Below are 25480 nucleotides of genomic sequence, written 5' to 3' on the forward strand. Positions count from 1 at the left end.
TCTTGTCCTTTAAATCCATTCAAATTTTATTAAATCTCCTTTTCTTAAATTAGAAGCAGCAGGAATTCTAGTTATAGCATTACAAAGGGACATATTCTCTCCATGGCGGTTTTTGTTAGAAAGAGGTGTTACTAGTAATTTATTTGGTAAAATTTCAATTTTTAAAAGAAGGTAAAGATCTATTTTTTCAGGAGTTTCTAAATCTAGACTAAGTTCCCCATAAGCTATATTATTTGAAGAATTTTCTATTTTTAAATAGTGATTAATTAAGTTTTTCACACACCAATGCATAGCTGCAAAAGTAGCCATAGGTGGACCTGGCAAGTTAATAACAGGCTTATTATTAATAATTCCTATTCCTATGGGAAAACCGGGGGCTACCTTAACCCTATGTTGAAAAAAACTACTTTTATTTTTTATAATTTTAGTGTTAAAGTCTTCACTACCTTTTGAAGATCCTCCATTTATAAGGACAATATCGGAAAAGTGTAAGGCTTCATCTAAAATGGAGTTTAAGTTCGCTTTAATGTCCTTACAAATAGGATATGTAATTAACTTAGCTCCCCATTGTTCAGTTAAGGACTTCACCATAATACCATTACTTTCAATATTTTCCCCTCTATTTGGAGGAACACTTGGATATATTAATTCACTTCCTGTTGGTATGTAGGAAACTATGGGTTTCTTATAAACTGGAAGTATATTATATCCACCACTTGCCAGTAAATTTAAATGAAAAAAAGTTAATTTGCTATCTTTTTTTATTAATAATTCCTGCTTTTTTAAAAGACTTCCACTTTTATTAACACCATTGTATTTATTTAAAATAAAATCCGAAGATATTTTTAAGCCTCCATCTTTTAGAAAAGTAATATTTTCAATAGGAATTACTGTGTCAAATTTTGAGTTAAAGTCATCTCCTGTATCTGCAAAACAATAGTCGATATCCTTTTCCCATATTTTTCTTTTAGGATAATTTTCTTGGAAATCTAAAAAGTTAACGGCAACTCCATCTAATTTTGAACTTCTTACTAGTGGTAAGGTGTTTTTACTTAGAATATCTTCAGCTAGTACACGGTTATAAGCTTGACTTAAGGGGATATACTCAGTTTTTCTTTGTAATTGTAAATTACTGTACAAATTCTTTAAAACCTCATTTATTGTAGGCAGATTATCTGGTTTCATAATATTTTGCTCCTTAAATAATAGTAAATAAGAATATCGGTAATAAAAAGATACTTTACAATCGTTTTACTACTATAGTTAGTAATATATTTAAAAGTATTATTAACTATAAGTAACTATTGTAGTTTATAGTAAAGGCAAATCTTTTTAATCCGATATATTTATATTAATACAACGAGCGACATAAAGCAAACTACTTTTAAAATTTTATATAATTATAAATTATAATTATTTCCCAGTTCCTTTCTTATTTTCCAGTCAGGCATAAGTTTTTCAAGTAAACTATAGAAGTTCCTTCCATGGTTTTGATGTATTAAATGTACCAATTCATGGACCATAACATAGTCAATAAAATCTAAAGGCGTTCTTATTAAATATTTGTTTAAAGTAATAATTCCTGAAGGCATTCTACAATTTCCCCAGGATGCAGTCATTTTTCTGTATTTTAATTTAGGTTTTATATTTGTGTAGGCTGTAATTAAGGGATAATTTCTTTTAAAAGAATCCTTAAAAACATAATCCATTTCATTTAAAAACCAATTATCTATAATTCTTTTTCTAGTAGTTAAACTATTATCTTCCTCTATATATAATAGTAAGTTATTATCTAGTATAAGCTTATTTTCATTTGATTTTATTACCTTAAGGGGATATTTTTCACCTAAATATAAAAATTCTTCCCCTGTAATATACTTGTGCTCTTCATTTTGTAAAAAAATATTCTCTTTTTTTTTAAGAGCTTTTATAATCCAGCTCCATTTAGATATAAGTATATCTTCAATATATTTTTCCGATACTGAATTATTTGCAGAAATATTTACCATATTGTTTCTTATTCTAATATTAATATTCTTAACATTTTTCCTTTTTATACTATATTTAATCTCTTGGTTTTTATATTTTAATATTTTCATCATTAAAGTATTTTATCTCCTATTTTAATATAGTCAGAAAATATAATATTTAATTCTAGAGACTTAATATCATATACTAATTTTGCTGCCTGAAGTTCGTTACCCTTTGGAAGTAGCCCATTAATAATAAGTAAATTATCTGAAAAGTCTAATATTTCATTCCTAAATATTTCGGTTTGGATATAGTCTGTTGGAAAATCTAAATTGAATTTATTTAAAATATTACCTTTTTCATCATAAATAATAAAATTATTATTTTCATTAAAAATATAGTATTCTTTATCTCCGTCGATTTTAAAGAAAACTATATTATTGGGAATTTCTAAAATCTCTTCTTTTGGACTGGATATTGTTCTTTTAATAATACGGGATTTATTATTTTTATTTTCTAATATAAATATCTTGTCATTTAAGACTTTCCAATAGGCATATGTTTTTGTATCCTTATTTTCATATAATTTAGCAGCTCTGATAAAATCTGTCTTTCCTATTAAAATATCGTCTATTTCTGCAAGGTATAAACTTTCGGTAGATAATCCCTCTAAATCCCTATTACTTAAACCAGGTGATGAAAAGGAAGCGGTCTTAGTTTTCTCATAAAGCATATAGTATTTATTGTTTTTTCTTATTATTTTAGGCATTTTAAAACCTTCGACTAAAATTTTCCAATTGGATATTTTTATAGGTTTTTGATTTTTCAAATCGAATATATAAAATTTTTCATCGTAATCCTCGTCTACAAAGGTCCTTACCATTAAATAATCCATATTCATGGAAATATGAGAAATAGATTCTCTACTATCTCTTATTGGAAATTTTGCTATAATTTCTTTTTTTGAATTTCTAATAAGTATATTTCCATCTTTTAGTGTACAAATATATAGATTTAGATTTTCTTTATCTACTACTAGGTTTTCTCCAAATTCTAAGGTATATAATTTTTCTAGTCCATCTTTAGAAAAAAGAAGAATGTCCTTATGGAATATATCTTCGCCAAAGTTTTCAATATAGGCAATATCTTTATTTTGATATATTATATCGGAATTGTTCAACTCCGTTAGCTCTCTTATATTTTTCATAATAACTCCTATTTTTTATTTTTAAATATATTTTAATTTGACTATGAAACTTAATTTATTCTTCCATAAGCTATATTAAATCATTTAAAATGATTTTAATGGAATTATGGATTTTAGTGAAATATTTTCTAGTATATCCTAGAGTATATATTCTATTTTTAAATGATTGTAGTCTAGTATTTTCATCATTATTTTAAATACCTACTTAATAATATTTAATTCTATTATATACATAGTAGAATATAAAATTAAAAATATACACTATTTTCTTATTAAAGGTTTGGAGAAATGTTTTCTAGCCTACTAACATTACTTTATTTATGCTTTACGTTATAGGCTGGCTAGTATAGGCGTATATATTGATATAAGGCATTTTTTATGAGATAATTATAGAGATTAATTCAAATTAATTCATAATGAATATAAATTGAAAACATTTTCAAAAATATGAGTTTTAGGAGGGGTGTTTATGTCTTTTACTTTTGATTATGAAGCTAATGCAGAAAAACTAGAAGAGTTTGAAAGTTTCATTGACAAAGAAAAAACAAAAAAGGGTTCCCTTATGGCAATTTTACACAAGGGACAAAAATTATTTGGCTATTTGCCAATAGAGATACAAGAAATTATATCAAAGAAAACTAAAATTCCAATTGCTGAAATATATGGAGTTGTTACTTTTTATTCCCAGTTTTCTTTAGTTCCAAAGGGAAAACATGAAATAGGGGTATGTTTAGGAACGGCTTGTTATGTTAGAGGAGCTCAGGATGTGTTAGATGAAGTTAAAGACCAACTTGGAATTGATGTTGGTGGAACTACACCTGATTTAAATTTTTCAATACAAGCAACACGTTGTATTGGTGCTTGTGGACTAGCTCCTGTTATGACTATTTCCGGCGATGTTTATGGTAAATTAAAAACGGAAGATATTAAGGGGATTTTAGATTCTTATAGAAACGAAGAGGTGAAAAAATAATGGACTTACAAATGCTTAAGGAAATAAAAAATAAAACTTTACCTCAAATGGCTTTAAGGGACAATCGTTTCGCCAGTATAAATAGCTTATATAACAAGCAGGTTTTAATTTGTGGAGATACAGGATGTAGATCATCTAAGTCTGACGAAATTGAAATGGAAATTAGAGACGCTTTAAAGGAAGCTAAGGCTGAGGAAAAAATAGATGTTGTAAGAGTTGGCTGTTTCGGTTTATGTGAAGCAGGACCTATTGCTGTTGTTTATCCTGGTGGTAAATTCTATGCTTATTTAAAGGAAGGCGATGGTAAGAGAATTGTTGAGGAAGATCTTTTAGGAGATAAAACTATTGATGAATTAATATACCCTGAAAGTCTTTCAGATGATATTTTAAAGTCAATTTATGATGTGTCTTTTTACACTAAGCAAAAGAAAATAGCCCACAAAAACTGTGGAGTTATAAATCCTGATTCTATTGAAGAATACATTGCTTTAGATGGATATTTAGGATTACATAAGGCTTTAAATGAAATGTCACCTCAAGATGTTATAGATGAAATTAAGGAAAGTGGATTAAGAGGCCGTGGTGGTGGAGGATTTCCAACAGGATTAAAATGGCAGTTTACTAAAGATGCAGAAGGCAGTCCTAAATATGTTTTATGTAATGCTGATGAAGGGGACCCTGGTGCCTTTATGGATAGATCCATTTTAGAAGGAGACCCTTATTCTGTTATTGAAGCTATGACTATAGCTGGTTATGCAATTGGTGCTAATTATGGTTTTATATACATTAGGGCAGAATATCCTTCAGCTGTAGAGAAATTAGAGTCCAGTATAGAAAAGGCAAAAGAGCTAGGTCTACTTGGTAACAATATTATGGGAACGGATTTTTCTTTTGATTTAGAGTTAAGATTAGGTGCCGGTGCCTTTGTATGTGGTGAGGAAATGGCCCTTATTGAATCTATAGAAGGAAAAAGAGGTATACCTAGAAACAAACCACCTTTCCCTGCAAATGAAGGATTATGGGGAAAACCTACTTTAATTAATAATGTTGAAACCTATGCAAATATTGCACAGATAATTTATAAAGGCTCAGATTGGTTTGCAAATATTGGTACTGAAAAATCCCATGGAACTAAAGTATTTACCCTTGGAGGAAATATTAAGAGAACCGGAATTATAGAAGTGCCTATGGGAACTACTTTAAGGGATATTATCTATGAAATAGGTGGAGGAATTATTGGAGACAAGGAATTTAAGGCAGTCCAAACAGGTGGTCCATCTGGTGGATGTATTACTAAGGACTACTTAGACACTCCAATTGATTATGATAATTTAACTGCACTAGGATCTATGATGGGTTCCGGTGGAATGATAGTTATGGATGACTCCACCTGTATGGTTGATATTGCAAGATTTTTCTTAGAGTTTACCGTTGATGAATCCTGTGGTAAATGTACACCATGTCGTGAAGGTACTAAGAGAATGCTTGAAATTCTTGAAAAAATTGTTGCAGGAAAAGGTACTTTAGAAGATATTGACACCCTTGAAAATCTAGGTAATATGATTAAAATCAGTTCACTTTGCGGTTTAGGTCAATCAGCACCTAATCCTGTATTATCAACACTTAGATATTTTAGAGATGAATATGAAGCCCATGTAGTAGACAAAAAATGTCCAGCAGGACATTGTAAAGCCTTACTTGAATATTATATAGATGATACTTGTATAGGATGTAGAATGTGTGCTAGAAATTGTCCAGTAAATTGTATTTCAGGAAAGCCTAAGGAAGTACATGTTATTGATACTGATGCTTGTATAAAATGTGGAAACTGTATGGAAGTGTGCCCTACTAATTCTGTTCACTTACGTTAGGAGGTAAAAATGGATTTAATAACCTTAACAATAGACGGAAAGAAAGTTACAGTTCCAAAAGGATTGAATTTAGTTGAAGCTGCTAAAAGAGCAGGTGTTGAAATTCCTACATTCTGCTACGATAAGGACCTACCTGTTGTTTCTTCTTGTAGAATTTGTGTAGTTGAAATAGAGGGTTTTAATAAACCTGTTACAGCTTGTTCAACGCCAGCTCAAGAGGGAATGGTAGTATATACCGAATCAGAAGAAGTTGTTAATATTAGGAAAACAATTTTAAGACTTATGTTAGACAACCATCCAAGTGACTGCTTAACATGTAGTAAAAACGGTAGTTGTAAACTACAGGACTATGCCTACAGATATGATGTACAGTTTAGAGTACATGACGGTGCAAGACGTGGCTCAGAAACAGCAGGTTTTACCGACACTTCCAGTCCTTATATATTAAGGGATGAAAGTAAATGTATACTTTGTGGTAAGTGTGTAAGAACTTGTGCAGTTGTACCTGATAGAAATATTTTAAACTTTGGTGGAAGAGGTTTCGATACAAAGGTTGTAGCAGATTCAGATACTTCCTTGGAAGCTTCAAACTGTGTTTCCTGTAATAGATGTGTTGTTGTTTGTCCAGTTGGTGCTTTAGTAGACAGAAGAGCCTACAGAGCAGGTAGGGTTTGGGAGTTAGAAACTAAACAAGTTAAATGTAAATCCTGTGATTATGGATGTAACATGGAAGTACAGAAAAAAGATGGAAAGGTTGTAGCTGTTAATGCCTTACATCCGGAAAATGGAAGACCTTTATGTTTAAAGGGACGTTTATTAACGGAATTGGAATATGTTGAAGAACCGGCTAAACCATTTAAAAAGGTTTATGAAGAAAATAAAAACGAGTTTGTAGAATCAAGTTGGGGAGAAGTTCTTGGACTTGATGGTGTTTTAGATAAATTAATAAAATTAGATGAATAGGAGAGCTTATGAATAGGTCAGAATTTAATGAGATTATTGATTACGCTATAAATGAAGAAGTAATGTCCTATGAATTTTATACAGATGCTGCTAACAAAATAAAAGATGAAACCTTAAAAGAAACTTTTACAGATTTAGCAAAGGAAGAGTTAGAACATAAGAAATTCTTAGAGGATTTTAAGGAATCTCATTGCGAAACTATAGACTTAGAGGAGTCAATAGACTATAAAATAGCAGACACTATAGATAAACCTGAGTTAACTACAGATATGGATTTTCAAGATGCAATAGCCTTGGCTATTAAAAGAGAGGATGAAGCTATGGATATGTACCAAGCCCTAGCAGATGCAGCAACTGAAAACGATAAAAAATCTGTATTTATAGGTTTAAGAAATATGGAGCAAATGCATAAAACAAGATTAGAGGATATTTATATAAATGTTGGATATAGAGAAGTTTGGTAAAGGTGATAATATGATTAATCTTAATATTGACGGAATAGATGTTTCCGTTAAAGAAGGAACACTTTTAGTAGATGCCTGTAAACAAGTAGGCATAAAAATACCAACACTTTGCCATGATGATAGTTTGAAACCATTTGGTGGTTGTAGGATTTGTGTAGTTGAAGTTGAAGGCTTTAGAAACTTAGTAGCCTCCTGTTCAACTAAAGTTCAAGAGGGAATGGTTGTTAGAACTAACACAGATACTGTAATAAATGCAAGAAAAATGGTTTTAGACCTTTTATTATCGAATCATCCCGTTGAGGATTGTTTAACATGTGATAAAACAGGAAGTTGTGATTTACAAAATCTTGCCTATGAATATGATGTTAGACCTAGCTTTCATGGAGCTAGAAAAGATTATGAAATAGAAGCAAGAAATCCTGTACTTATTAGGGACCAGTCGAAGTGTATACTATGTGGTAAGTGTGTTAGGGTATGTAAGGAAGTTCAAGTAACTACAGCTATAGATTTTGTAGGTAGGGGTTTTGAATCAAAAATAGCTGCAGGTTTTGATTTACCATTATCTGACGAGAATTGCCGTCTATGTGGACAGTGTATTTCCGTTTGTCCAACAGGGGCAATTATGAATAAACAGCTAGTTGGCGTTAGGCCTTGGGAAGTTAAAAAAGTTAGAACAACATGTCCTTTCTGTGGTACAGGTTGTAACTTTGATTTAAATGTTCACAAGGGCAAAGTTATTGGTGTAACTCCGGCAGAAGATGCTGTTGTTAATGGAAAATCATTATGTGTTAAGGGAAGAAGTCATACGGATTTAATTAACAGTCCAAATAGACTTAAGAAACCTTTAAAGAAGGTTGATGGGGAATTTGTTGAAATTTCTTGGGATGAGGCTATTAGCACAATAGCTGAAAAGTTCACGGAAATAAAAGATGAATTTGGACCAGATGCAATTGCAGGACTAAGTTCAGCAAGAACAACAAATGAAGACAACTATACCTTCCAAAAATTTATGAGAGTAGCTATTGGAACTAATAATGTTGACCATTGTGCTAGGACCTGACATGCTCCTACAGTTGCAGGTCTTGCAACTACACTAGGAAGTGGAGCTATGACTAACTCCATTGGAGAAATAGAAGGTGCAGATGTAATCTTCTTAATAGGCTCAAATGCTACAGAGGCTCATCCTATTATTGGAAATAAGATGAAGCGTACAGTTAAATACAATGGTACGAAATTAATTGTAGTAGATCCAAGAAAAACGGAATTAGCAAATATGGCAGATATATGGATGCCATTAAATCCTGGCTCTGATGTGGCTTTAATAAATGGTTTAATGAATATAATCATTGAAGAAGGCCTAACAGATGATGAATATATAGCAAAAAGAGTAGAAGGCTTTGAAGAATTAAAAGAAGTAGTTAAGAAATATACGCCAGATGTAGTTGAAGAAATTACAGGAATTGGAAAAGATATGTTATATGAAGCTGCTAAAATGTATTGTTCTTCTAAAAAAGCCGGCATATTCTATACTTTGGGAATAACAGAACATACAACAGGTACTGAAAATGTAATGTCCTTAGCTAATCTAGCTATGATTACTGGCCACCTAGGTCATGAATCAGCAGGTATTAACCCTATGAGGGGACAGAACAACGTACAAGGGGCTTGTGATATGGCTGCCTTACCAAATAATTTCCCAGGATATCAAAATGCTTATGATGAAAAGACAATTCAAAGATATGAAAAAATATGGAATACTAAATTAACAAGAAATAAGGGTTTAAGAATACCTGAAATGTTAGATGCAGCCCATGAGGGTAAAGTAAAAGCAATGTATGTAATGGGAGAAGACCCAGTTCTTTCAGACCCTAATGCAAATCATGTAAAGGCTTCTTTAGATAATTTAGATTTCTTTGTTGTACAGGATATATTTTTAACAGAAACAGCTAAATTTGCAGATATTATTCTTCCTGCAACCTGTTATGCTGAAAAAGAAGGTACTTTTACAAATACTGAAAGACGAGTTCAAAGGGTTAGAAAGGCAACAAATCCTCCAGGAGAGGCAAGACTTGACTGGGAGATTATCTCTTCAATTGCTAAGGCAATGGGAGTAGAAGGCTTTGACTTTAAAAATTCCAGAGAAGTATTTGAGGATATTAGAAAGTCTACAGCAAGCTATAAGGGTATAACATATGAAAGAATAGACAAAGTTGGAATCCAGTGGCCATGTCCAACAGAAACCCATCCGGGAACTAAATTCCTACATAAGGGAGTATTTGCTCGTGGAAAGGGACTGTTGAAACCGGCAGAATATAAACCACCAGCTGAATTAACTGACCAAGAGTATCCTATGTTACTTTCAACAGGTAGAATGTTATATCATTACAATATAATGACTAGACAATCTGAAGCCTTAAATAATATTAGACCTTGTGAATTAGCGGAAATCAATCCGGCTGATGCTGTAAAATTAGGCTTAAAAGAATACGATGCTATAGAAGTAAAATCTAGAAGAGGTAAAGTTAGTACAAGAGTTACTATAACAGACAGGGTTAAACCAGGTGTTATATTTATGACCTTACATTATTGGGAATCTCCAGTAAATGAATTAACAAATGACGCCCTTGACCCTATAACCTTAACTGCAGAATATAAAGTTTCAGCAGTAAGTATTAAAAAACTAGATGTAATTCCGGAAAATTTAGTTTTACCAACCTATTTAGATGATGTAGAAATGGCTAAATAAAATAAACCAGTAGGTACTTATGTACTTACTGGTTTTGTAATTTTAAAAAAGACTTCTAAATATAAGACTATTAAAAATCGTAAAATAATTTTAATAAAACCATCCAGTCATATAAAAGAAATTTTCCTAGAAACATTGCACCAATATAAATAGCTGGACTAGGTTTAGAGTTTATCATTTCCTTATTACTTCTAGATTTAATCTTACAATACATTTTAAAAATAATAAATCCTATTATACCGCCAAGGGTATTCATTAATAAATCATCTACATCTGTAGCCCTTGCATTTAGAAGTTGGCTTAATTCTATTACAAGAGAGAAGAAAAAACTATATATTGTAACAGACATTAAATTATTGGTATTTTCCCATAGATAAGGTAGAAGAAAACCAAAAGGAATAAACATTACTATATTTAAGCTATGTCCAATAATACTTCCTCCCTTGACTAAGGAGAAAACCACTCCTAAAAATAAAAGAAACAAATAGATAATTCCTAAACTCAAGTTAAATTTTTTCTTATTTGTTTTCATAAAGTGTAGGCATAAAAAACCAATAGGTATAGGTAATATAAGGCCTATAATACCTAAAAGGGAAACATTACTTTGTGAAAATAGAATTAAATTTATTTGGTCTGAAGAAATTTTGAAATTTCTTCGCATTCCTTCGTAAATTGCACCAGATCCAGTTACATTTAAAACCTTATAGATATATATTATAAAAATTAAATAGGGTATAAAGCCCTTTAAACTTTTCTTTCTATCTCTATTAAAAATAAAGTAGATTAATAAAAATGGTAAAGCTACAGTTACTATTTCATAAACCCTAATTACTAAATCAACCATATAACATCCCTCCTAATAAATATGTTAACAAGAAAGAGTTACATATTTATTAAGAAAGAGTTACATGTTTACTAAGATTAATAAGTAGATAATTATATTTTAAATCTTCTTCTTGTTAAATTTTCCATGATGAAGTCTATAGGCTTCTTTTTTGTCTCTTTTGGTAATGTATCTTGTAGCAATTTGTTCCTTACAATTAGGACAAAATAAGGCTCCATGGTATTTTGAAAAATCTATATTACCTTCAATAATTCTTTCATTATACATTTTAATTAAGCCGCTATTTCCTACTTTTTGGTATTTAGCAATAGGGTACTTACAGTAGCCACAAGAAACCAAAAGGGTATGTGCACCTCTAATTTTTTTCATATTGGGATTTTTATATTTCATAATATCACCTATTACTAGTATAGCTTAAATTAATTTATTGCCATAATGAAACTCGTTATGGATTAATTTATGTTAAAGTGTTATAAATTTTAGCTTTAATAGAGTGTATTTAAGATTTTTGTTTTATAAGTTAAATTATAGCAAAATTAATATAAAATATTAAAAAAATGTAAAATAAAATATTTATGTATTTAATTTTTTTATTTCAAATATTCGGTTTTCTAAACATTCAAGAGATTGTGAGAAAACTAAGGTTAAGCCTAGTTTACTTATTAAGAAATTCTATAGGTTTTTATAAAATAAAGGCTAGTTTATAATAAATATTCAGTAAATTAAATACATATAATATTATTATTTGTAAAACTACAATAAATATTTAATTAATTACTCTACTTTATGACTAGATGTTACAATTGACTTGAAAGTTATCTGTTTCTAGATAACAAAATAAAAACAAGGAGTTGACATTATGAAAACGTTGATTAGTCCAGACAATGTTTGGGCACTATGGACAATTTTAATTGTTGCTGCAGCTTTAGCTATAGTGTTAGAGCAAAAGTACAAATGGGCAAACAAAGTAACAGGTTGTATTTTAGCCCTAGTATTTGTCATGATTTTGGCGAATTTAAAGGTGATTCCTACAGACTCATCAGTATATGATAATGTATGGGATTATGTAGTACCACTTGCTGTACCTATGTTATTATTTAGAGCAAATATAAAGAAAATAGGTAAGGAAACAGGAAAATTTTTAATAATGTATCTTTTTAGTGCATTAGGAACAGTTTTAGGATCTTTTGCTGCCTTTGGTGTTTTTAAAAATCTTATACCAGAATTACATAAAATAATACCAATGTTTACAGGTACATACATAGGAGGCTCTGTTAACTTTGCAGCAATGTCCCATGAATATGGTGTTAGTAAGGAAATAAATTCAGCAGCCTTAGTTGCAGATAATTTATTAATGGCCTTATATTTCTTTGTGCTAATTATTATACCAACTATGAATTTCTTCTTAAAAAAATATAGACACCCTTATATTGATAAGTTGGAAAAAGAATCTAATCCTGAAGATGATACAGAAACACTATCTGCAAAGTATTGGGGTGGAAAGGAAATTTCATTAAAGGATATTGCACTAGTAATTGCTTCAGCTTTTGTAATTGTTACAGTCTCCAATTTAATTGCAGATTTCTTTGGTACTGTTATTCCTAAGCCAGCACCAGGAGAACAATTTTTCTTAACTTTAGCAAATGGTTTGTTAAGTAATTCTTATTTAATAATGACAACAATTACTATGATATTAGCTACAGTATTTGAAAATTTCTTTGGGAAATTACCAGGAAGTCAAGAAATAGGAACATTTTTAATTTACATATTCTTTGCTGTTATTGGAGCACCAGCATCTATTTCATTAATTTTAAAAGAAGCTCCATTGTTATTGTTAGTAGCAGCCTTAATTGTTGGAATTAACTTAATAGTTTCATTAATTTTAGGGAAATTATTTAAATTTTCCATAGAGGAAATAATGGTAGCATCAAATGCCAATGTAGGAGGACCAACTACATCTGCAGCTATGGCTATTGCTAAGGGATGGACAGCACTAGTTGGACCTGCTTTACTAGTCGGTACCCTAGGTTATGTATTAGGAAATTATTTCGGTATATTTGTAGGAACTATGTTAGGATAAGAGGTTAATATGAACGATTATAAGAACTTAAGGCCTTTAGAGGTTTTCAAATGGTTTAATGAAATATCTATGATACCAAGATGTTCAGGTGATGAAAAAAGAATATCCGATTTTTTAGTAGACTTTGCTAAGGAAAGAGGTTTAGAGTATTTTCAGGACAAGGAGAACAATGTTATTATAAAAAAATCCGCTACACCAGGTTTTGAAAATGCACCAACTGTTATTATTCAGGGCCATATGGATATGGTTTGCGAAAAGACAGAAAATAGTTTACATGATTTTACCTGTGATCCTATAAAATGGATTGTAGAAGGAGATAAGTTAAAAGCCTTAGATACAACCTTAGGAGGAGATGATGGAATAGCTATTGCATATGCTTTATCTATTTTAGATAGCAATAGTATAGAACACCCTAATGTAGAGGTATTAATTACAACTAATGAAGAAACGGGAATGGATGGTGCAAATGCAGTAGATGGGAAACTACTTTCTGGAAATATACTTTTAAATATTGATGCTGAAGAAGAAGGTGTATTTTTAGCTAGTTGTTCAGGTGGGGCTAATTCCTATGTTGAATTTAAAAAAGAATATGAGAAAATAAAGGACAGAGTTGGAATAGAAATAAGTATTTCAGGATTACTTGGTGGTCATTCAGGTATGGAAATCCACAAACAAAGAGGTAATTCAATTAAGTTAATGGGAAGAATTCTCTATGAATTAAAAAAGAAAATAGATTTTCGAATTGCCGAACTTATAGGAGGGTCTAAACACAATGCAATAGCTAATACTGGAAATGTAATAATAGCTATTAAAGAAGCTGATTTAGAAAAGGCAATGGAAATTATAGATAATTTCTCTGAAGTGTTAAGAAATGAATATAAATTTTCCGATAAGAACCTATTAATTGAAAGAAAATATATAGAAAGTATAGACTTAGCTTTTAGTAAGGATTTGACCAAAAGACTTATTTATTTCATGAATTTAATCTTATACGGAGTAAGGGATATGGATTTGAATATTAAGGATTTGGTTCAAAGTAGTTCTAATATTGGAGTTATAATTAATTCAGAAAAATCCATTACTTTTATGTCCTGTGTAAGGTCCAGTGTAGATAGTATCTTAAAAGACGAATTAAATGAAATAGAAATATTAGCGGACTTAGTAGATGCAAAATCATGGGTTGAAAAAGAATATCCTGCTTGGGAATTTAGTGACCAATCAAGAATTAGGGACTTGGCAATAAAAAGTTATAAAAAGCTATTTAATAAGGAGCCTTTAATTAGTGCCGCCCATTGTGGTTTAGAAACAGGTATAATAAAGGCAAAGAAAAAGGAATTAGATATTTTAAGCTATGGTCCAGATTTAAGAGATGTTCACACTTTTAATGAAAATTTGTCAATTTCATCTGTTGAAAGAACATGGGAATTTACTAAAGAACTTTTAAAAAACTTAAAGGATTATTAATTAATATAGGAGTACAATAAAACTGTACTCCTATATTTTAATTTATAGCCATAATTAAAACTTGGCAAGGATTCCAATTATCCCAAAGAGTTGGAAAAACTTCCAGTTCTTTAAAGCCTAATCTTTTGTAGAAAACATTAGTAGCATCATATTCCTTATAAAATCCTTTAGCTACTGTTTTTACCTGAATAAAATCATAATTCTTATTTTTAGCAAAGTTAAAAAATTCATTAAATAATTTTTTACCAATACCCTGCTTATGATATTTTTTTAAAATTCCCATAACATAGATTTCTGCAGTACTAGTGCTAGTTTCCTTAAGAGCTATAAAACCTACAGGGGAATTATTTATATAGTATGTCCAAAAATCCATTTTTGAACTTTTTTCAATATATTCCTTAGTGCTTTCAGCTAGGCCAAACCAATTAGATAAATCATTTAATATATAGCTTGATATTTTAATTTTTGTATCTATATTTTCAATTTTTTTTATCATAGTATCTCCAATAGTATTATTTTAAACTATAGTAAGCAGTAAAAAACTCCATTATAATAATACCAATAATTATAGTTTAATAAATTAAATATTCTACATTTTATTATAGCAATTTTAAATATTTGATATACTTTATTAGAATATATAATATATTTAGGAGAAAAATCATGAGAATAATTGGCTTAATACTATATATAATAATACTATCTACTATTTCTAAACTATTTATGGCTATATTTATATTAGCTCCTTTTGCTATTGGAAAATTATTAGACAGGAAAGTGGACTTTAACAATTACATGAGAAATTTCATAAGGGAAGAAAATTATTATAGGATTATTATTTTAGATTTCTTAGCATTAGTTGTAACAATACTTCTAAGTTATTTTATTTTTACAAATCTTTATAATAAATATAAACTTCCATTAACTATTTTTATTATTGTATTACTTATTGTTAAGTTTATTATTGCAAAAATATTAAAAAAGAGGAAAATTTTAGAAAAATTCTTTAAATAAAAAAGCTAAATCACAAATTGGATTTAGCTTGCTAGTTCTATTAAGTAGTCATAATCTTTTTGGGATATTTTAAAATTCATTTCAAAAGTATTTAAAATTTTCATACTTATGTAGGGACTGTCCTTGTATAAAATAACATTCATACCATTTAACATTTTATCGTTATTTTTACCTAAAACCGTTTCTATTTTACTTTGGTAAAATTTAAATTCTAAGTATTCTGTTGAACCATCCGGTATTTTTGAAGGAGAAAAAATATCCTTTATTGAATCTATATTTTCTTCTAAAGATTCATATTCCTCTTCATCAATAGCATCTTCAAATTTTTCGAAAAACGTAGTAATTTTTGAAAATTCCTCATCCTCTTCTCTGATTTTCTTTAAAACTTTATTATTTAAAAGATCGACTATTTCAATTTCGGATTCTTTTTTAGCCGGTTTTTCTGAGCTTACATTATTGTTTTTTGAATTACAACTAGAAAAAACAAATAAACCAATAGCTATAGTTAAAATTAAAAAAACTCTTTTTTTCATATATAACTTCTTTTAATTTCTTATATTATTCTAAGGTATAGGTGGTATTTTCATATAGAGTATTTTCAGCAATTGTATTTTCCAATCCAAATTCATTAAAATCTCCACTGTAAGCAATAATAACCAATGCAATTAAAATCATTGAAAACAATACAATAGTTTTTTTAAATTCTCTTATTTTTGTCATGTTTTACACCTCTCAACTATTAATGTACTAATAGAATAACACAATAGTTAAGTTTTGGCAAATTTACTAAAAAAGGCGTATATATAAATCAGTAAATTTATTTACATATACGCCTTTTATTATTAGATTTTTATTATTTATAAATTATTTTTTTAATACGGATATTCTTTCTTGAATATGGTTTCCCTTAACTGCTTCGTCAATCATTGCTATAGCATAGTCAGCATAGCTTATTACACTTTCATTATTAGCATTTGTAGTGTATTCTTCACCTGCTAGTAAGTATTCTCCGGTTCTTTTACCATCTGCCTGAAAATCAGCAGCAGGACTAATATATGTCCATTTAACATCATGTCTTTTTCTTAATTCATCTAGAGATTTTCCCATTGCAGTTGCTAAAGGCATAAAGGCATCAGGAAAATCAGGACTATCCATTAATCTTGTTTTATGCTCCTTATCTACATAAAGACTACCTGCACCACCAACGACTAATAGTCTATTTTCTTTTCCGCTTAAAAGATCTGCTAAGTGTTTTAAGCTTGTAGAGTGTATAGGAAAGGTTTCATTAGACCAGGTTCCAAAAGCATCGACTATTACATCAAAATCCTTTAAATCATCATAGGTTAAATCAAAAATGTCCTTTTTAATGACTTTATTTGCTTCTGTTTTATTTTCACCTCTAACTATTGCTGTTACATCAAGTCCTCTTTTTACTGCTTCTGCTGTTATAAGCTTTCCTGCTTTTCCATTAGCGGCTATTATTCCAATTTTCATAGGATTTCCTCCTTTTAGGCTCTTCTGCTTATTGAAATATGTTGTTTGTATCTTTATAATAATTGCTATAGTAGTATTTGTAAAGCAAGCACTTTTTTTATTGGAGGTAATTAAATGAAGAATATGCCAGATTGTCCAGTAGAAGTGACTTTAATATTAATTTCTAATAAATGGTCTGTTTTAATAATTAGGGATTTAATTGACGGAACTAAAAGGTTTGGAGAGTTGAAAAAATCCATAGGAACAATTTCTCAAAAGGTTTTAACTTAAAATTTAAAAAAAATGGAGGAAATGGGACTTTTAACAAGAAAAGACTACGCTGAAGTGCCTCCTAAAGTAGAATATACATTAACAGAAACAGGCTATAGTTTAAGCCTATTTTAGATCCTCTTCGTATTTGGGGAGAAAATTATAAAAATGAAACTACAGAAAAATAGCAGAGTAGAAAATAAATTCTATTCTGCTATTTTATTAATATACTTTTTCTAATGCCCTGTCTAAATATTTTAAGCATATTTTCAATTTCTCAGTTGCTACTGCTAAATTAATTCTTTCGTATCCACTTCCTTCTTCACCAAAAATATAGCCTTCGTCTGTAATAAAAAAGGCTTCCTTGTGCATAAAGTTTTCAAGTTGGTCTTTGTCCATATTAAGCGCTTTAAAATTAATCCATTGCAAATAGGTACCTTCCATATTGGTAACGGTTATTTTCGGATATTTTTCTTTAAAGAAATTTTCTACTAAATTTTTATTGGTAGATATTAAATCTAGTAGTTCTTCTAGCCAGTTCTCACATTTATTATAGGCTAGTTTACATCCCTCATAACCAAAGATATTTACCATTGTAGAGCCTGATTTACCCATTTCTTCTATAAATTTATTTCTCAAGTCTTCATTTTTAATTATTATATTTGAACAGGCAAGCCCTGCTAAATTAAAGGTTTTACTTGGTGCAGTACAGGTTATTGTTCTTTCTGCAATTTCATTTGATAATGTTTGAAAAACTGTATGTTTGTTTCCAGGTAGAATTAGGTCATGGTGTATTTCATCAGATATTACTATCATATTATTTTCTAATACGATTTTTTCTAATTTTTCCAGTTCTTCTCTCTTCCATACTCTACCAATAGGATTATGAGGAGAACAAAAGAGTATTACCTTATTTGATTCTTCCTTACATAATTTTTCTAAATTTTCAAAATCTATTTCATAATAACCATTTTTATTTAGTAATGGGTTTTTAATTAACTTTCTTTTAGATTTTTCTATAGAGCTATAAAAAGGATAATAGACAGGAGTCATAATAATTACCCCATCACCAATGTTGGTGTATGCCTTTACAGCGTTATAAAATGCTGTAACTACGCCAGGTGTTGTAACTATCCATTCCTTTTCTATATTAAAGTTATGCCTTCTTTTCATCCAAGATATTACTGCCTCATAATAGTCGTCGGTAGGTACTGTATAGCCGTAAACGGCTTCTAGTGCAAATTTAGACAAACCTTCTTTTATTTCAGGAGGATTATCCAGTTCCATATCTGCTACAGATAAGGGAACTATATCATTTGGAATATTAGGTGACCAGTTTAGCATTTGTTTCCATTTTGCAGAGCCCATGTTTCTTCTATTTGGACTTGTTGTAAAATCGTATTTCATAGACTATCTCCTTTCACTTATCCTATAAATAGATTATAGTACTAATTATAATTAAAAACTAATTTGTTTTATTAGCTTATATAAAAAAGAAAAGAAATAAATTATTATTTCTTTTCTATTAAATACTTCCAATATTTTTTTGGCATAAAGCTTACCTGTTGTTTTAAATTCTTACGCTCTTTTATACTAATGGCTTTAAAAAATATATTCCAAAGGTTTTGATATTTTATTTCATCTTTAGAATATTCAATGTTTAACTCTTCAACATCAAAAAATTCCAACTTGTTTTGTTCATAAATAGCTACATAATTTCTCTTTACATCATGAATTAAGAACTGTTGGTTTTGCAATCTGTTGACAAAGTGACTTATTAATAGTGGTAGTATATTGTTTTCTGGCTCAAAAGGTGCATACAAAAATCCATTTTGGATTTCTGAAAACCTTAGAAGTCCTTCAAATCTATGTTTTTCGAATAATACATTTCTTTCTATTTTATTAAATCTAAAAATATTATTATTGGGAAGACTTAAAACCCTGTTACCATATTTTCCTGCTAGGATAATAGTATTTAATATAGTCATTTCCTTTTCTACATTGTTAGAGAGAAACACGTTATAAATGGAGTTTATAAGAGCTTTATTAAAATTTGAGCTTAAATAGTTAATTATAATATTAGCCTTATCTTCTTCACTTTCAATATATTTATACTTAGAGAAAATATTCATTTGTATATTATTTTCTTGAATATTTTCTAAGTCCTTATAGTTTTTATAGCCATAGTATATGCAGGTTAGAAAACCTGTAAGGCTGTTATCGTATAAATATATCATCAGCTTATAAAACTCAATTGCTCTATATTACTTGTATCGGATATTGCTAACATTTCTTTAATTTTAAGGCTATTGTCCTTTCTTAAACCTCTATATTCTCCATTTACCGTTATAAAATATTTAGCCCTTTTTAATACTACACCTATTTTTTTTAAGTCATCATATTTTAATTTTCCTAATTTTCTGTAGGAGATTATTCTTTTAGCAGATGTTGGACCAAGTCCGGGTATACGCAGTAATTGGTAGTAGGAAGCCCTATTGATTTCCATTGGAAATAGATGTAGATTATTTAATGCCCAATTAGCCTTAGGGTCTAAATTCATATCAAAATTTGGATTATTTTTATTTAATATTTCATCGGACTTATAGTTATAAAATCTTAAAAGAAAATCAGCCTGATAAATCCTATGTTCCCTTCTTAAAGGTGGTTCGGTAATAGTTGATAGAAGTTTAGACGATGAAACGGGAACAAAGGCTGAATAATACACCCTTTTCATTTTCATAGTTCTATAAAGTTCTTCGGATTTTTTTATTATTTCATAATCTGTTTCCTTACTTGCACCTATAATCATTTGAGTAGTTTGTCCTGCATTAATAAAATTTGGAGCTTTTTTAAACTTTCTTTTATCAAATCTGTTTTCAAATATACTGTTTTTTATAATATTCATAGGAGTAAGTATTTTTTCATATTTTTTTTGGGGTGCATATATTTTAAGGCTTTTTTCTGAAGGAAGCTCTATATTTACACTAACCCTGTCTATATATTTTCCTAATTCCCTTATTAATTCTTCAGAAGAACCGGGAATTGCTTTCATATGTATATAACCGTTAAAATTTTCTTCTTCCCGTAATTTTCTTGCAATGGAAATTAGTAATTCCATAGTATAATCCGGACTTTTATAAACACCGGAACTTAAAAAAAGACCTTCAATATAATTTCTTTTATAGAAGTTAATTGTAAGTTCAACTATTTCATCAATGGAAAAAATCTCCCTAGGAATATCGTTACTTGCCCTATTAATACAATAATCACAATCATAGATACATTTATTTGTTAAGAGTATTTTTAAAAGAGAAATACATCTTCCATCTTCAGACCAGGAGTGACATATACCGGAAATATTAGCATTGCCTAGGCCATTTTTAGTATTCTTTCTATTACTGCCACTAGAAGAACAGGAAACATCGTATTTTGCAGCGTCTGTAAGTATTTGAATCTTTTTTGATAAATTGTCCATAAAATCACCTTTAAAGAATTTTATCATAAAAAAACCTGAAAAGCAAACATATGTTCGAGCATTAAGGTAGGAGGAACTAAAAAAATAGCCCTAGATTTATTCTAGGACTATTGAGATTATTTTTCTTTTAATTTTTCAGCCATTTCCTTAGCTAGTAGACGTAATTGTTCTTCTTCTTCTTTATGCATTGTTCCCCTGGCCTCTACAACTGTTTCCAGTACATCAAATTTTCCGGTTTCTGCAAAAGCCTTTAAATCTTTTACAGCTCCACCACTCCAACCGTAGGAGCCGAAAATTCCTAATACATGGTTTTTAATTTTATTATATTTTAAAACATTTAATAAATTATACATATTAGGATACACACTATTATCATAAGTAGCAGAACCTAGTATAAGACCTTTGTATTTCCATATTTCATTTAAAATATAGGAAGCATGAGTTTTAGAAACATCAAATACCTTTATGTTCTTTACTCCTTCTTTAGCAAGGAAAGTAGCTAAATGGTCAGCCATTCCTTCTGTATTACCATACATTGAGCCGTAAACTATTACAACACCGTCTTCTACTTCATAATTAGCCCATTTTTCGTAATCATCAATAATTGTTTGTGGATTTTCCCTCCAAACAAAACCATGTACCGGGCAAATTATATTTATGTCTAATTGTTTTACTTTTTCAATTGCCTTAACAGCCATCATTGAGTATTTACCAACAATATTAGAATAATATCTTCTTGTTTCAGATCTAAATATATTGTAATCTGCTTGATCATCAAATATAGCACCATCTACAGTACCAAAACCACCAAATATGTCCTGTGAGAATAATACTTTGTCATTTGGCTCGTAACTTACCATAGATTCAGGCCAATGAACCATTGGTGTCATTACAAATTGTAATTGTCTTTTTCCTAAGTCCAATACATCTCCATCTTTAACTTCTATGAATTTATCATCATCAGGAGTTAATTCTAAAAAGTCATAAAGCATGGATTTTGTTTTTTTATTTCCAACGAAAATTAGATCAGGAAATAGTTTTAAAATATCGGTTATACATCCTGAATGATCAGGTTCCATATGGTGAATAACTAAATAATCCAGTTTTCTTCCATCTAAAACCTCTAAAACCTTATTAACAAAACCATCAACCTTATTAATTCTAACAGTATCAAGTAAGGCGGTTTTTTCATCCCTTATTAAATATGCATTATAGGACACACCTTCAGGAAGTGGCCACATATTCTCAAACAAGGTTGTTTGTCTATCATTGGCACCAATGTAGTATAAATCGTCTAAAATTTTTGCATATAAGCAATTCATATAATACCTCCAAAATATTTTTAATAGTCATCTAAAAAATTATGATATTCTCCATTCTTAGAATAACCTAAAACTCGGTCTAATTCAACATTTTGAGCAGATCTAAAAATATTGATATCTACATTTGTAAAACCATTTTTTTCCATATCTTCAATTAGTTGTTTAATTTTTACCCTAGTAGAACCAATTTTTTTTGCTGCTACCATACAAGCACAATTTAATGGCATTAAGCCGGTGTAATTCATCCATCTAATAATATAGTTTTCCTTTATTAAGTACAAAGGTCTAATTATTTCCATATTTTCAAAGTTTTGGGCCTTAAGTTTAGGCATCATTGTCTTAAAATTACCGGCACATAAAATATTTAACAAATTAGTTTCAATAACATCATTAAAATGATGGCCTAAAGCTAACTTATTACATCCTAACTCTTGAGCTTTTGCATATAGAGAACCTCTTCTCATTCTTGCACACATATAACATGGATATTTGCCAGCAATTTTATCGGCTACTTCGAAAATATCGGCATCATAAATATTAACAGGAATATTTAAATACTTACAATTATTTTCCAGTAATTTCCTAATATCCTTATGATAACCTGGATCCATGGCTATAAATTCTACTTCAAAATTGTTTTTTCCATTCTTTTTAAGTTCTTGAAATAATTTTGCAAGTAATAAACTATCTTTTCCTCCGGAAATAGCAACGGCTATTTTATCGCCATCTTGTATTAAATCATATTCCTTAATAGCTTTGATGAATTTGGACCAAATGTTTTTTCTGTATCTTTTTATAATTGATTTTTCAATAGTTGGTAAATCTTTTAACTCTTCAGTAATGTTAAAGGCCTCACAACTATTGTTGGCTAAATTATTTGTCAAAACATACCTCTTAAATTAATAATTACTTTATTACATAACTATGTTGATTATATCATAGAGAATATTCAAATAATAGGACATAGGACCTATTTGAATAAATTTTAAAATAATAAAGAAATTGATAAATACACCTTAATTCATTTATGGAGACAAAGAATTAACAATCTAGAGCCTTAAACGTTGGTATTTAAACATTTGGCTTTAAAATGCCTTTTAAGGCCTTTTAAATTAACATTAATAGTAAACTATAGCTATGTAAAATGGGAATTTATTAGAATTTTATAAAAAATGTTTCACGTGAAACAATTTAAAAAACACTGAAGAATGTTTCACGTGAAACATTCTTAGAATTCTAATATAACCTTTAAATTAATAAATATGATAGAAATAAATATAAAAATCATTAAGAAGAAAAAACCTTGCTAATATCACTTAGGATATGAACAAGGTTTTATAAACAAGTTATGTTAAGTTATTTATGTTTAAGTTTATGATTTAGTAGTTTAGTAGAGATTAAGTAAGAGCCAATTAAAATAGAAAAGTAAGTAATTATTCCACCTAAAATATAAGAATAGTTAGGTAAATCTTTTAACGATAATAATATATTCTTAACTTGAAAATTACTTAAAAACAAATACAAAATAAAAACAAAGGCAAGCACTATATATAAGTTAATTACTTGTGTTTTATTGGAAAAGTTTCCAATTAATCCCAATGATAGTATGAGAATTCCAACAAATATACTAATTATATATGGATAGAAGTAAACTTTAAAAGAACCATTTACAATAATTGCTCCAACTATACCTATACCAAATAGTAGAGAGTAAATACCTAAGTATAGTAATGCTGTAAAATATCTACTAAGGACTATTTGCTTTATACTAAGTGGAAAGGTTAAAGTACGTAAGAAGCTTCCGGATTCTGTATTATTTTCAAAAAAAGCCATAGGTATATAGGAAATTAAACTAAGCATATATCCATTAATCAGTAAAGTAGCTAAAGGTTCTTGAAGAATAAATATTCCCAAGAATAAGCTAAAAGAAACAGAAATTAATATGGACTTATTTAATAGCTTTTTAAACACCGACAAATAATCATATATTATTAAACCTTTCATAAAACATTCCCCTTTCCAATTATTTTAATGATATCTTCAAAGCAGGTTTTCTCAATTTTTATATTTGGGAAATCTACAAGTAATTTTTCTTTTTTCTTTATAAGTAGTTGAAAACCAAATTCATTCTTTATATAGGCCAGACAATAAGGAAGATAGGTATTTAGTTCGTTAATATCGCAATAAATCATGCCATACTGGCTGTCGATATTATAGGTATATTCATCTAAAAAAATCTTTCCCTTGTGTAAAAAAATCAATTTATCGGCAACTTTGTCTAAATCTGAAGTAATATGAGAAGAAATTAAAACCGTATTACTATCATCTTGGACAAATTCCAATAGTAGATTTAAAATGTCATCTCTTACTAAAGGATCTAAACCGGAGGTTGCTTCATCAAGTAAAAGTATTTTTGGTCTTGTAGCTAAGGCTAAAGCGAAATTAACTTTTACTTTCATACCTTTGGAAAATGTACTAATAGCCTTGTCTTTAGGTAAATTTAAATAAGCTATTAAATATTCATAATAGTCCTTATCCCAATTATCATATAGGTTTTCATATATTTTTCCATACTGTTTACTTGTTAATCTTTCATTTAAATTAATACTATCGTATATAATATATATTGAATTATATAATTCATAATTTCTAGTTTTAATAATTTTTTCATCAATATAGACTTCGCCATTGTCGTAACTTATAAGCTGCATTATTATTTTTAATAATGTTGTTTTCCCAGCACCATTTTCTCCAACTAAACCTGTAATATATCCTTTTGGTATGTTAAAAGAAATAGAGTTTAAAGAGAAGTCTTCATAGTTCTTACTAATATTTTTTAATTGGATTGCATTATCCATTAATATTTTCTCCTTTATAAAATTCTTTAATAAGCTTAATTAAATATTCCTCTTCTATTTTATATTGTTTTGCAATTCTAACAATCTCGTCGACTTTATCTTCTAATTCCTTATATTGTTCATCTAGAATAAAAGATGTATTGCTTTTTTTGACAAAGGTTCCTTTACCTACTATTGTTTCAATATGACCATCTTCTAATAGTTCCTCATATGCTTTTTGTGTAGTTATTACACTAACCTGCAATATTTTAGCTAATTCACGCATTGAAGGTAATTTATCTCCTGGTTTTAATTTATTATTAAGTATTAAATTTTTTATTTGTGAGGAAATTTGTTCATATATAGGCTTAGGTGAATGTTTACTAATATGTATATTCATTTTATCTCCTAGGTAAATAATAAGTGTACTTAAGTGTATATGCTAGTATATACATTATAGCATATTTTAAATTTTGTCAATATTTTTATAGAAACTATTTATTGCT

25 protein-coding genes and 1 pseudogene are annotated in these 25480 nt (G+C 29.1%); 9 read left to right on the plus strand and 17 right to left on the minus strand.

Features of this window, described 5'->3' with window-relative positions; all coding sequences use genetic code 11:
- Positions 1-9 precede the first annotated feature (9 nt).
- The 3 genes from WAO56_RS03995 to WAO56_RS04005 form a co-directional block, all read right to left on the minus strand.
- Positions 10-1185, minus strand: a complete 1176-nt coding sequence (locus tag WAO56_RS03995) for a molybdopterin molybdotransferase MoeA (RefSeq protein WP_422143190.1) — start codon at positions 1183-1185, stop codon at positions 10-12.
- A gap of 215 nt (positions 1186-1400) precedes the next feature.
- Positions 1401-2102 carry a M48 family metallopeptidase gene (locus WAO56_RS04000; protein WP_422143189.1) on the minus strand — a complete coding sequence of 234 codons (702 nt, stop codon included), beginning with the start codon at positions 2100-2102 and terminating at the stop codon, positions 1401-1403.
- The gene (locus WAO56_RS04005; RefSeq protein ID WP_422143188.1) at positions 2102-3178 is read right to left on the minus strand and encodes a hypothetical protein; all 1077 of its coding nucleotides are present in this window, start codon (positions 3176-3178) and stop codon (positions 2102-2104) included. Before WAO56_RS04005 ends, WAO56_RS04000 begins: the two co-directional genes overlap by 1 nt.
- A gap of 469 nt (positions 3179-3647) precedes the next feature.
- Here WAO56_RS04005 and WAO56_RS04010 point away from each other — a divergent pair, with 469 nt between their 5' ends.
- From WAO56_RS04010 to fdhF, 5 genes are read left to right on the plus strand one after another with little or no spacing between them, the layout of a single operon-like run.
- Complete coding sequence (locus tag WAO56_RS04010; RefSeq protein ID WP_422143187.1) at positions 3648-4151, plus strand: NAD(P)H-dependent oxidoreductase subunit E; 504 nt, start codon at positions 3648-3650, stop codon at positions 4149-4151.
- A 47-nt stretch (positions 4152-4198) separates the two neighbouring features.
- Positions 4199-6022, plus strand: a complete 1824-nt coding sequence (gene nuoF, locus WAO56_RS04015; RefSeq protein WP_422143384.1) for an NADH-quinone oxidoreductase subunit NuoF — start codon at positions 4199-4201, stop codon at positions 6020-6022.
- Between the two features lie 9 nt (positions 6023-6031).
- Complete coding sequence (locus tag WAO56_RS04020) at positions 6032-6985, plus strand: 2Fe-2S iron-sulfur cluster-binding protein (protein WP_422143186.1); 954 nt, start codon at positions 6032-6034, stop codon at positions 6983-6985.
- An 8-nt stretch (positions 6986-6993) separates the two neighbouring features.
- Positions 6994-7449: a ferritin-like domain-containing protein gene (locus WAO56_RS04025; protein WP_422143185.1), complete on the plus strand. Its 456-nt coding sequence runs from the start codon at positions 6994-6996 to the stop codon at positions 7447-7449.
- A 10-nt stretch (positions 7450-7459) separates the two neighbouring features.
- Positions 7460-10195, plus strand: coding sequence for a formate dehydrogenase subunit alpha (fdhF, locus tag WAO56_RS04030; protein WP_422143184.1), 2736 nt, complete (start codon positions 7460-7462; stop codon positions 10193-10195).
- Positions 10196-10265: 70 nt separating this feature from the next.
- On the opposite strand, the gene WAO56_RS04035 is transcribed toward fdhF, so the two are convergent.
- On the minus strand, positions 10266-11039 hold the full coding sequence (locus tag WAO56_RS04035; RefSeq protein WP_422143183.1) for a VanZ family protein: 774 nt from the start codon (positions 11037-11039) through the stop codon (positions 10266-10268).
- A gap of 99 nt (positions 11040-11138) precedes the next feature.
- Positions 11139-11429: a hypothetical protein gene (locus WAO56_RS04040; RefSeq protein ID WP_422143182.1), complete on the minus strand. Its 291-nt coding sequence runs from the start codon at positions 11427-11429 to the stop codon at positions 11139-11141.
- Between the two features lie 469 nt (positions 11430-11898).
- On the opposite strand from WAO56_RS04040, the gene WAO56_RS04045 reads away from it, so the two are divergent.
- Both WAO56_RS04045 and WAO56_RS04050 read left to right on the plus strand, forming a co-directional pair.
- On the plus strand, positions 11899-13119 hold the full coding sequence (locus tag WAO56_RS04045; RefSeq protein WP_422143181.1) for a DUF819 domain-containing protein: 1221 nt from the start codon (positions 11899-11901) through the stop codon (positions 13117-13119).
- 9 nt (positions 13120-13128) lie between these two features.
- Positions 13129-14583 (plus strand): aminoacyl-histidine dipeptidase, encoded by a 1455-nt coding sequence (locus WAO56_RS04050; protein WP_422143180.1) that lies wholly within the window; start codon positions 13129-13131, stop codon positions 14581-14583.
- A gap of 37 nt (positions 14584-14620) precedes the next feature.
- Here WAO56_RS04050 and WAO56_RS04055 read toward each other — a convergent pair whose 3' ends face one another.
- Positions 14621-15079, minus strand: a complete 459-nt coding sequence (locus tag WAO56_RS04055) for a GNAT family N-acetyltransferase (protein ID WP_422143179.1) — start codon at positions 15077-15079, stop codon at positions 14621-14623.
- A 167-nt stretch (positions 15080-15246) separates the two neighbouring features.
- On the opposite strand from WAO56_RS04055, the gene WAO56_RS04060 reads away from it, so the two are divergent.
- The gene (locus WAO56_RS04060; RefSeq protein ID WP_422143178.1) at positions 15247-15597 is read left to right on the plus strand and encodes a hypothetical protein; all 351 of its coding nucleotides are present in this window, start codon (positions 15247-15249) and stop codon (positions 15595-15597) included.
- A gap of 23 nt (positions 15598-15620) precedes the next feature.
- On the opposite strand, the gene WAO56_RS04065 is transcribed toward WAO56_RS04060, so the two are convergent.
- From WAO56_RS04065 to WAO56_RS04075, 3 genes are all read right to left on the minus strand, one after another.
- Positions 15621-16130 carry a hypothetical protein gene (locus tag WAO56_RS04065; protein ID WP_422143177.1) on the minus strand — a complete coding sequence of 170 codons (510 nt, stop codon included), beginning with the start codon at positions 16128-16130 and terminating at the stop codon, positions 15621-15623.
- Positions 16131-16155: 25 nt separating this feature from the next.
- Positions 16156-16317, minus strand: coding sequence for a hypothetical protein (locus WAO56_RS04070; RefSeq protein ID WP_422143176.1), 162 nt, complete (start codon positions 16315-16317; stop codon positions 16156-16158).
- Positions 16318-16461: 144 nt separating this feature from the next.
- Positions 16462-17091: an SDR family oxidoreductase gene (locus WAO56_RS04075; RefSeq protein ID WP_422143175.1), complete on the minus strand. Its 630-nt coding sequence runs from the start codon at positions 17089-17091 to the stop codon at positions 16462-16464.
- 123 nt (positions 17092-17214) lie between these two features.
- Between WAO56_RS04075 and WAO56_RS04080 the strand changes: the two are divergent.
- Positions 17215-17475 (plus strand): annotated as a pseudogene (locus WAO56_RS04080) (winged helix-turn-helix transcriptional regulator).
- Between the two features lie 87 nt (positions 17476-17562).
- Here the strand turns inward: WAO56_RS04080 and WAO56_RS04085 are convergent.
- The 8 genes from WAO56_RS04085 to WAO56_RS04120 all read right to left on the minus strand — a co-directional run bounded on the left by WAO56_RS04085 (position 17563) and on the right by WAO56_RS04120 (position 25374).
- The gene (locus tag WAO56_RS04085; RefSeq protein WP_422143174.1) at positions 17563-18747 is read right to left on the minus strand and encodes a MalY/PatB family protein; all 1185 of its coding nucleotides are present in this window, start codon (positions 18745-18747) and stop codon (positions 17563-17565) included.
- Positions 18748-18851: 104 nt separating this feature from the next.
- A complete protein-coding gene (locus WAO56_RS04090; protein ID WP_422143173.1) occupies positions 18852-19577 on the minus strand; it encodes a TIGR03915 family putative DNA repair protein in 726 nt (241 codons plus the stop codon).
- Complete coding sequence (locus WAO56_RS04095) at positions 19577-20815, minus strand: putative DNA modification/repair radical SAM protein (protein ID WP_422143172.1); 1239 nt, start codon at positions 20813-20815, stop codon at positions 19577-19579. Before WAO56_RS04095 ends, WAO56_RS04090 begins: the two co-directional genes overlap by 1 nt.
- A 116-nt stretch (positions 20816-20931) precedes the next feature.
- Positions 20932-22137, minus strand: a complete 1206-nt coding sequence (locus WAO56_RS04100) for an FprA family A-type flavoprotein (protein ID WP_422143171.1) — start codon at positions 22135-22137, stop codon at positions 20932-20934.
- Positions 22138-22157: 20 nt separating this feature from the next.
- The gene (locus WAO56_RS04105; RefSeq protein ID WP_422143170.1) at positions 22158-23021 is read right to left on the minus strand and encodes a tRNA 2-thiocytidine biosynthesis TtcA family protein; all 864 of its coding nucleotides are present in this window, start codon (positions 23019-23021) and stop codon (positions 22158-22160) included.
- 472 nt (positions 23022-23493) lie between these two features.
- Positions 23494-24141, minus strand: a complete 648-nt coding sequence (locus WAO56_RS04110; RefSeq protein ID WP_422143169.1) for an ABC-2 transporter permease — start codon at positions 24139-24141, stop codon at positions 23494-23496.
- Positions 24138-24995 carry an ABC transporter ATP-binding protein gene (locus WAO56_RS04115; protein WP_422143168.1) on the minus strand — a complete coding sequence of 286 codons (858 nt, stop codon included), beginning with the start codon at positions 24993-24995 and terminating at the stop codon, positions 24138-24140. The genes WAO56_RS04110 and WAO56_RS04115 overlap by 4 nt, the downstream gene beginning before the upstream one ends.
- Positions 24988-25374, minus strand: a complete 387-nt coding sequence (locus WAO56_RS04120; RefSeq protein WP_422143167.1) for a GntR family transcriptional regulator — start codon at positions 25372-25374, stop codon at positions 24988-24990. The genes WAO56_RS04115 and WAO56_RS04120 overlap by 8 nt, the downstream gene beginning before the upstream one ends.
- Between the last annotated feature and the right edge of the window lie 106 nt (positions 25375-25480).

It is taken from the genome of Miniphocaeibacter sp. (assembly GCF_049276255.1).
GTDB lineage: Bacteria > Bacillota > Clostridia > Tissierellales > Peptoniphilaceae > Miniphocaeibacter.

Excerpts from the sequence above, each read along its gene's own strand:
- WAO56_RS04010 (WP_422143187.1), top strand. The coding sequence starts at position 3,648 with ATGTCTTTTACTTTTGATTATGAAGCTAATGCAGAAAAACTAGAAGAG.
- WAO56_RS04120 (WP_422143167.1), bottom strand. The coding sequence starts at position 25,374 with ATGAATATACATATTAGTAAACATTCACCTAAGCCTATATATGAACAA.
- WAO56_RS04070 (WP_422143176.1), bottom strand. The coding sequence starts at position 16,317 with ATGACAAAAATAAGAGAATTTAAAAAAACTATTGTATTGTTTTCAATG.
- WAO56_RS04095 (WP_422143172.1), bottom strand. The coding sequence starts at position 20,815 with ATGGACAATTTATCAAAAAAGATTCAAATACTTACAGACGCTGCAAAA.
- WAO56_RS04085 (WP_422143174.1), bottom strand. The coding sequence starts at position 18,747 with ATGAAATACGATTTTACAACAAGTCCAAATAGAAGAAACATGGGCTCT.
- WAO56_RS04090 (WP_422143173.1), bottom strand. The coding sequence starts at position 19,577 with ATGATATATTTATACGATAACAGCCTTACAGGTTTTCTAACCTGCATA.
- WAO56_RS04110 (WP_422143169.1), bottom strand. The coding sequence starts at position 24,141 with ATGAAAGGTTTAATAATATATGATTATTTGTCGGTGTTTAAAAAGCTA.
- WAO56_RS04055 (WP_422143179.1), bottom strand. The coding sequence starts at position 15,079 with ATGATAAAAAAAATTGAAAATATAGATACAAAAATTAAAATATCAAGC.
- WAO56_RS04005 (WP_422143188.1), bottom strand. The coding sequence starts at position 3,178 with ATGAAAAATATAAGAGAGCTAACGGAGTTGAACAATTCCGATATAATA.
- WAO56_RS04050 (WP_422143180.1), top strand. The coding sequence starts at position 13,129 with ATGAACGATTATAAGAACTTAAGGCCTTTAGAGGTTTTCAAATGGTTT.
- WAO56_RS04100 (WP_422143171.1), bottom strand. The coding sequence starts at position 22,137 with ATGAATTGCTTATATGCAAAAATTTTAGACGATTTATACTACATTGGT.
- WAO56_RS04075 (WP_422143175.1), bottom strand. The coding sequence starts at position 17,091 with ATGAAAATTGGAATAATAGCCGCTAATGGAAAAGCAGGAAAGCTTATA.
- WAO56_RS04025 (WP_422143185.1), top strand. The coding sequence starts at position 6,994 with ATGAATAGGTCAGAATTTAATGAGATTATTGATTACGCTATAAATGAA.
- nuoF (WP_422143384.1), top strand. The coding sequence starts at position 4,199 with ATGGCTTTAAGGGACAATCGTTTCGCCAGTATAAATAGCTTATATAAC.
- WAO56_RS04000 (WP_422143189.1), bottom strand. The coding sequence starts at position 2,102 with ATGATGAAAATATTAAAATATAAAAACCAAGAGATTAAATATAGTATA.
- WAO56_RS04115 (WP_422143168.1), bottom strand. The coding sequence starts at position 24,995 with ATGGATAATGCAATCCAATTAAAAAATATTAGTAAGAACTATGAAGAC.
- WAO56_RS04020 (WP_422143186.1), top strand. The coding sequence starts at position 6,032 with ATGGATTTAATAACCTTAACAATAGACGGAAAGAAAGTTACAGTTCCA.
- WAO56_RS04035 (WP_422143183.1), bottom strand. The coding sequence starts at position 11,039 with ATGGTTGATTTAGTAATTAGGGTTTATGAAATAGTAACTGTAGCTTTA.
- WAO56_RS03995 (WP_422143190.1), bottom strand. The coding sequence starts at position 1,185 with ATGAAACCAGATAATCTGCCTACAATAAATGAGGTTTTAAAGAATTTG.
- WAO56_RS04060 (WP_422143178.1), top strand. The coding sequence starts at position 15,247 with ATGAGAATAATTGGCTTAATACTATATATAATAATACTATCTACTATT.
- WAO56_RS04040 (WP_422143182.1), bottom strand. The coding sequence starts at position 11,429 with ATGAAATATAAAAATCCCAATATGAAAAAAATTAGAGGTGCACATACC.
- WAO56_RS04065 (WP_422143177.1), bottom strand. The coding sequence starts at position 16,130 with ATGAAAAAAAGAGTTTTTTTAATTTTAACTATAGCTATTGGTTTATTT.
- WAO56_RS04045 (WP_422143181.1), top strand. The coding sequence starts at position 11,899 with ATGAAAACGTTGATTAGTCCAGACAATGTTTGGGCACTATGGACAATT.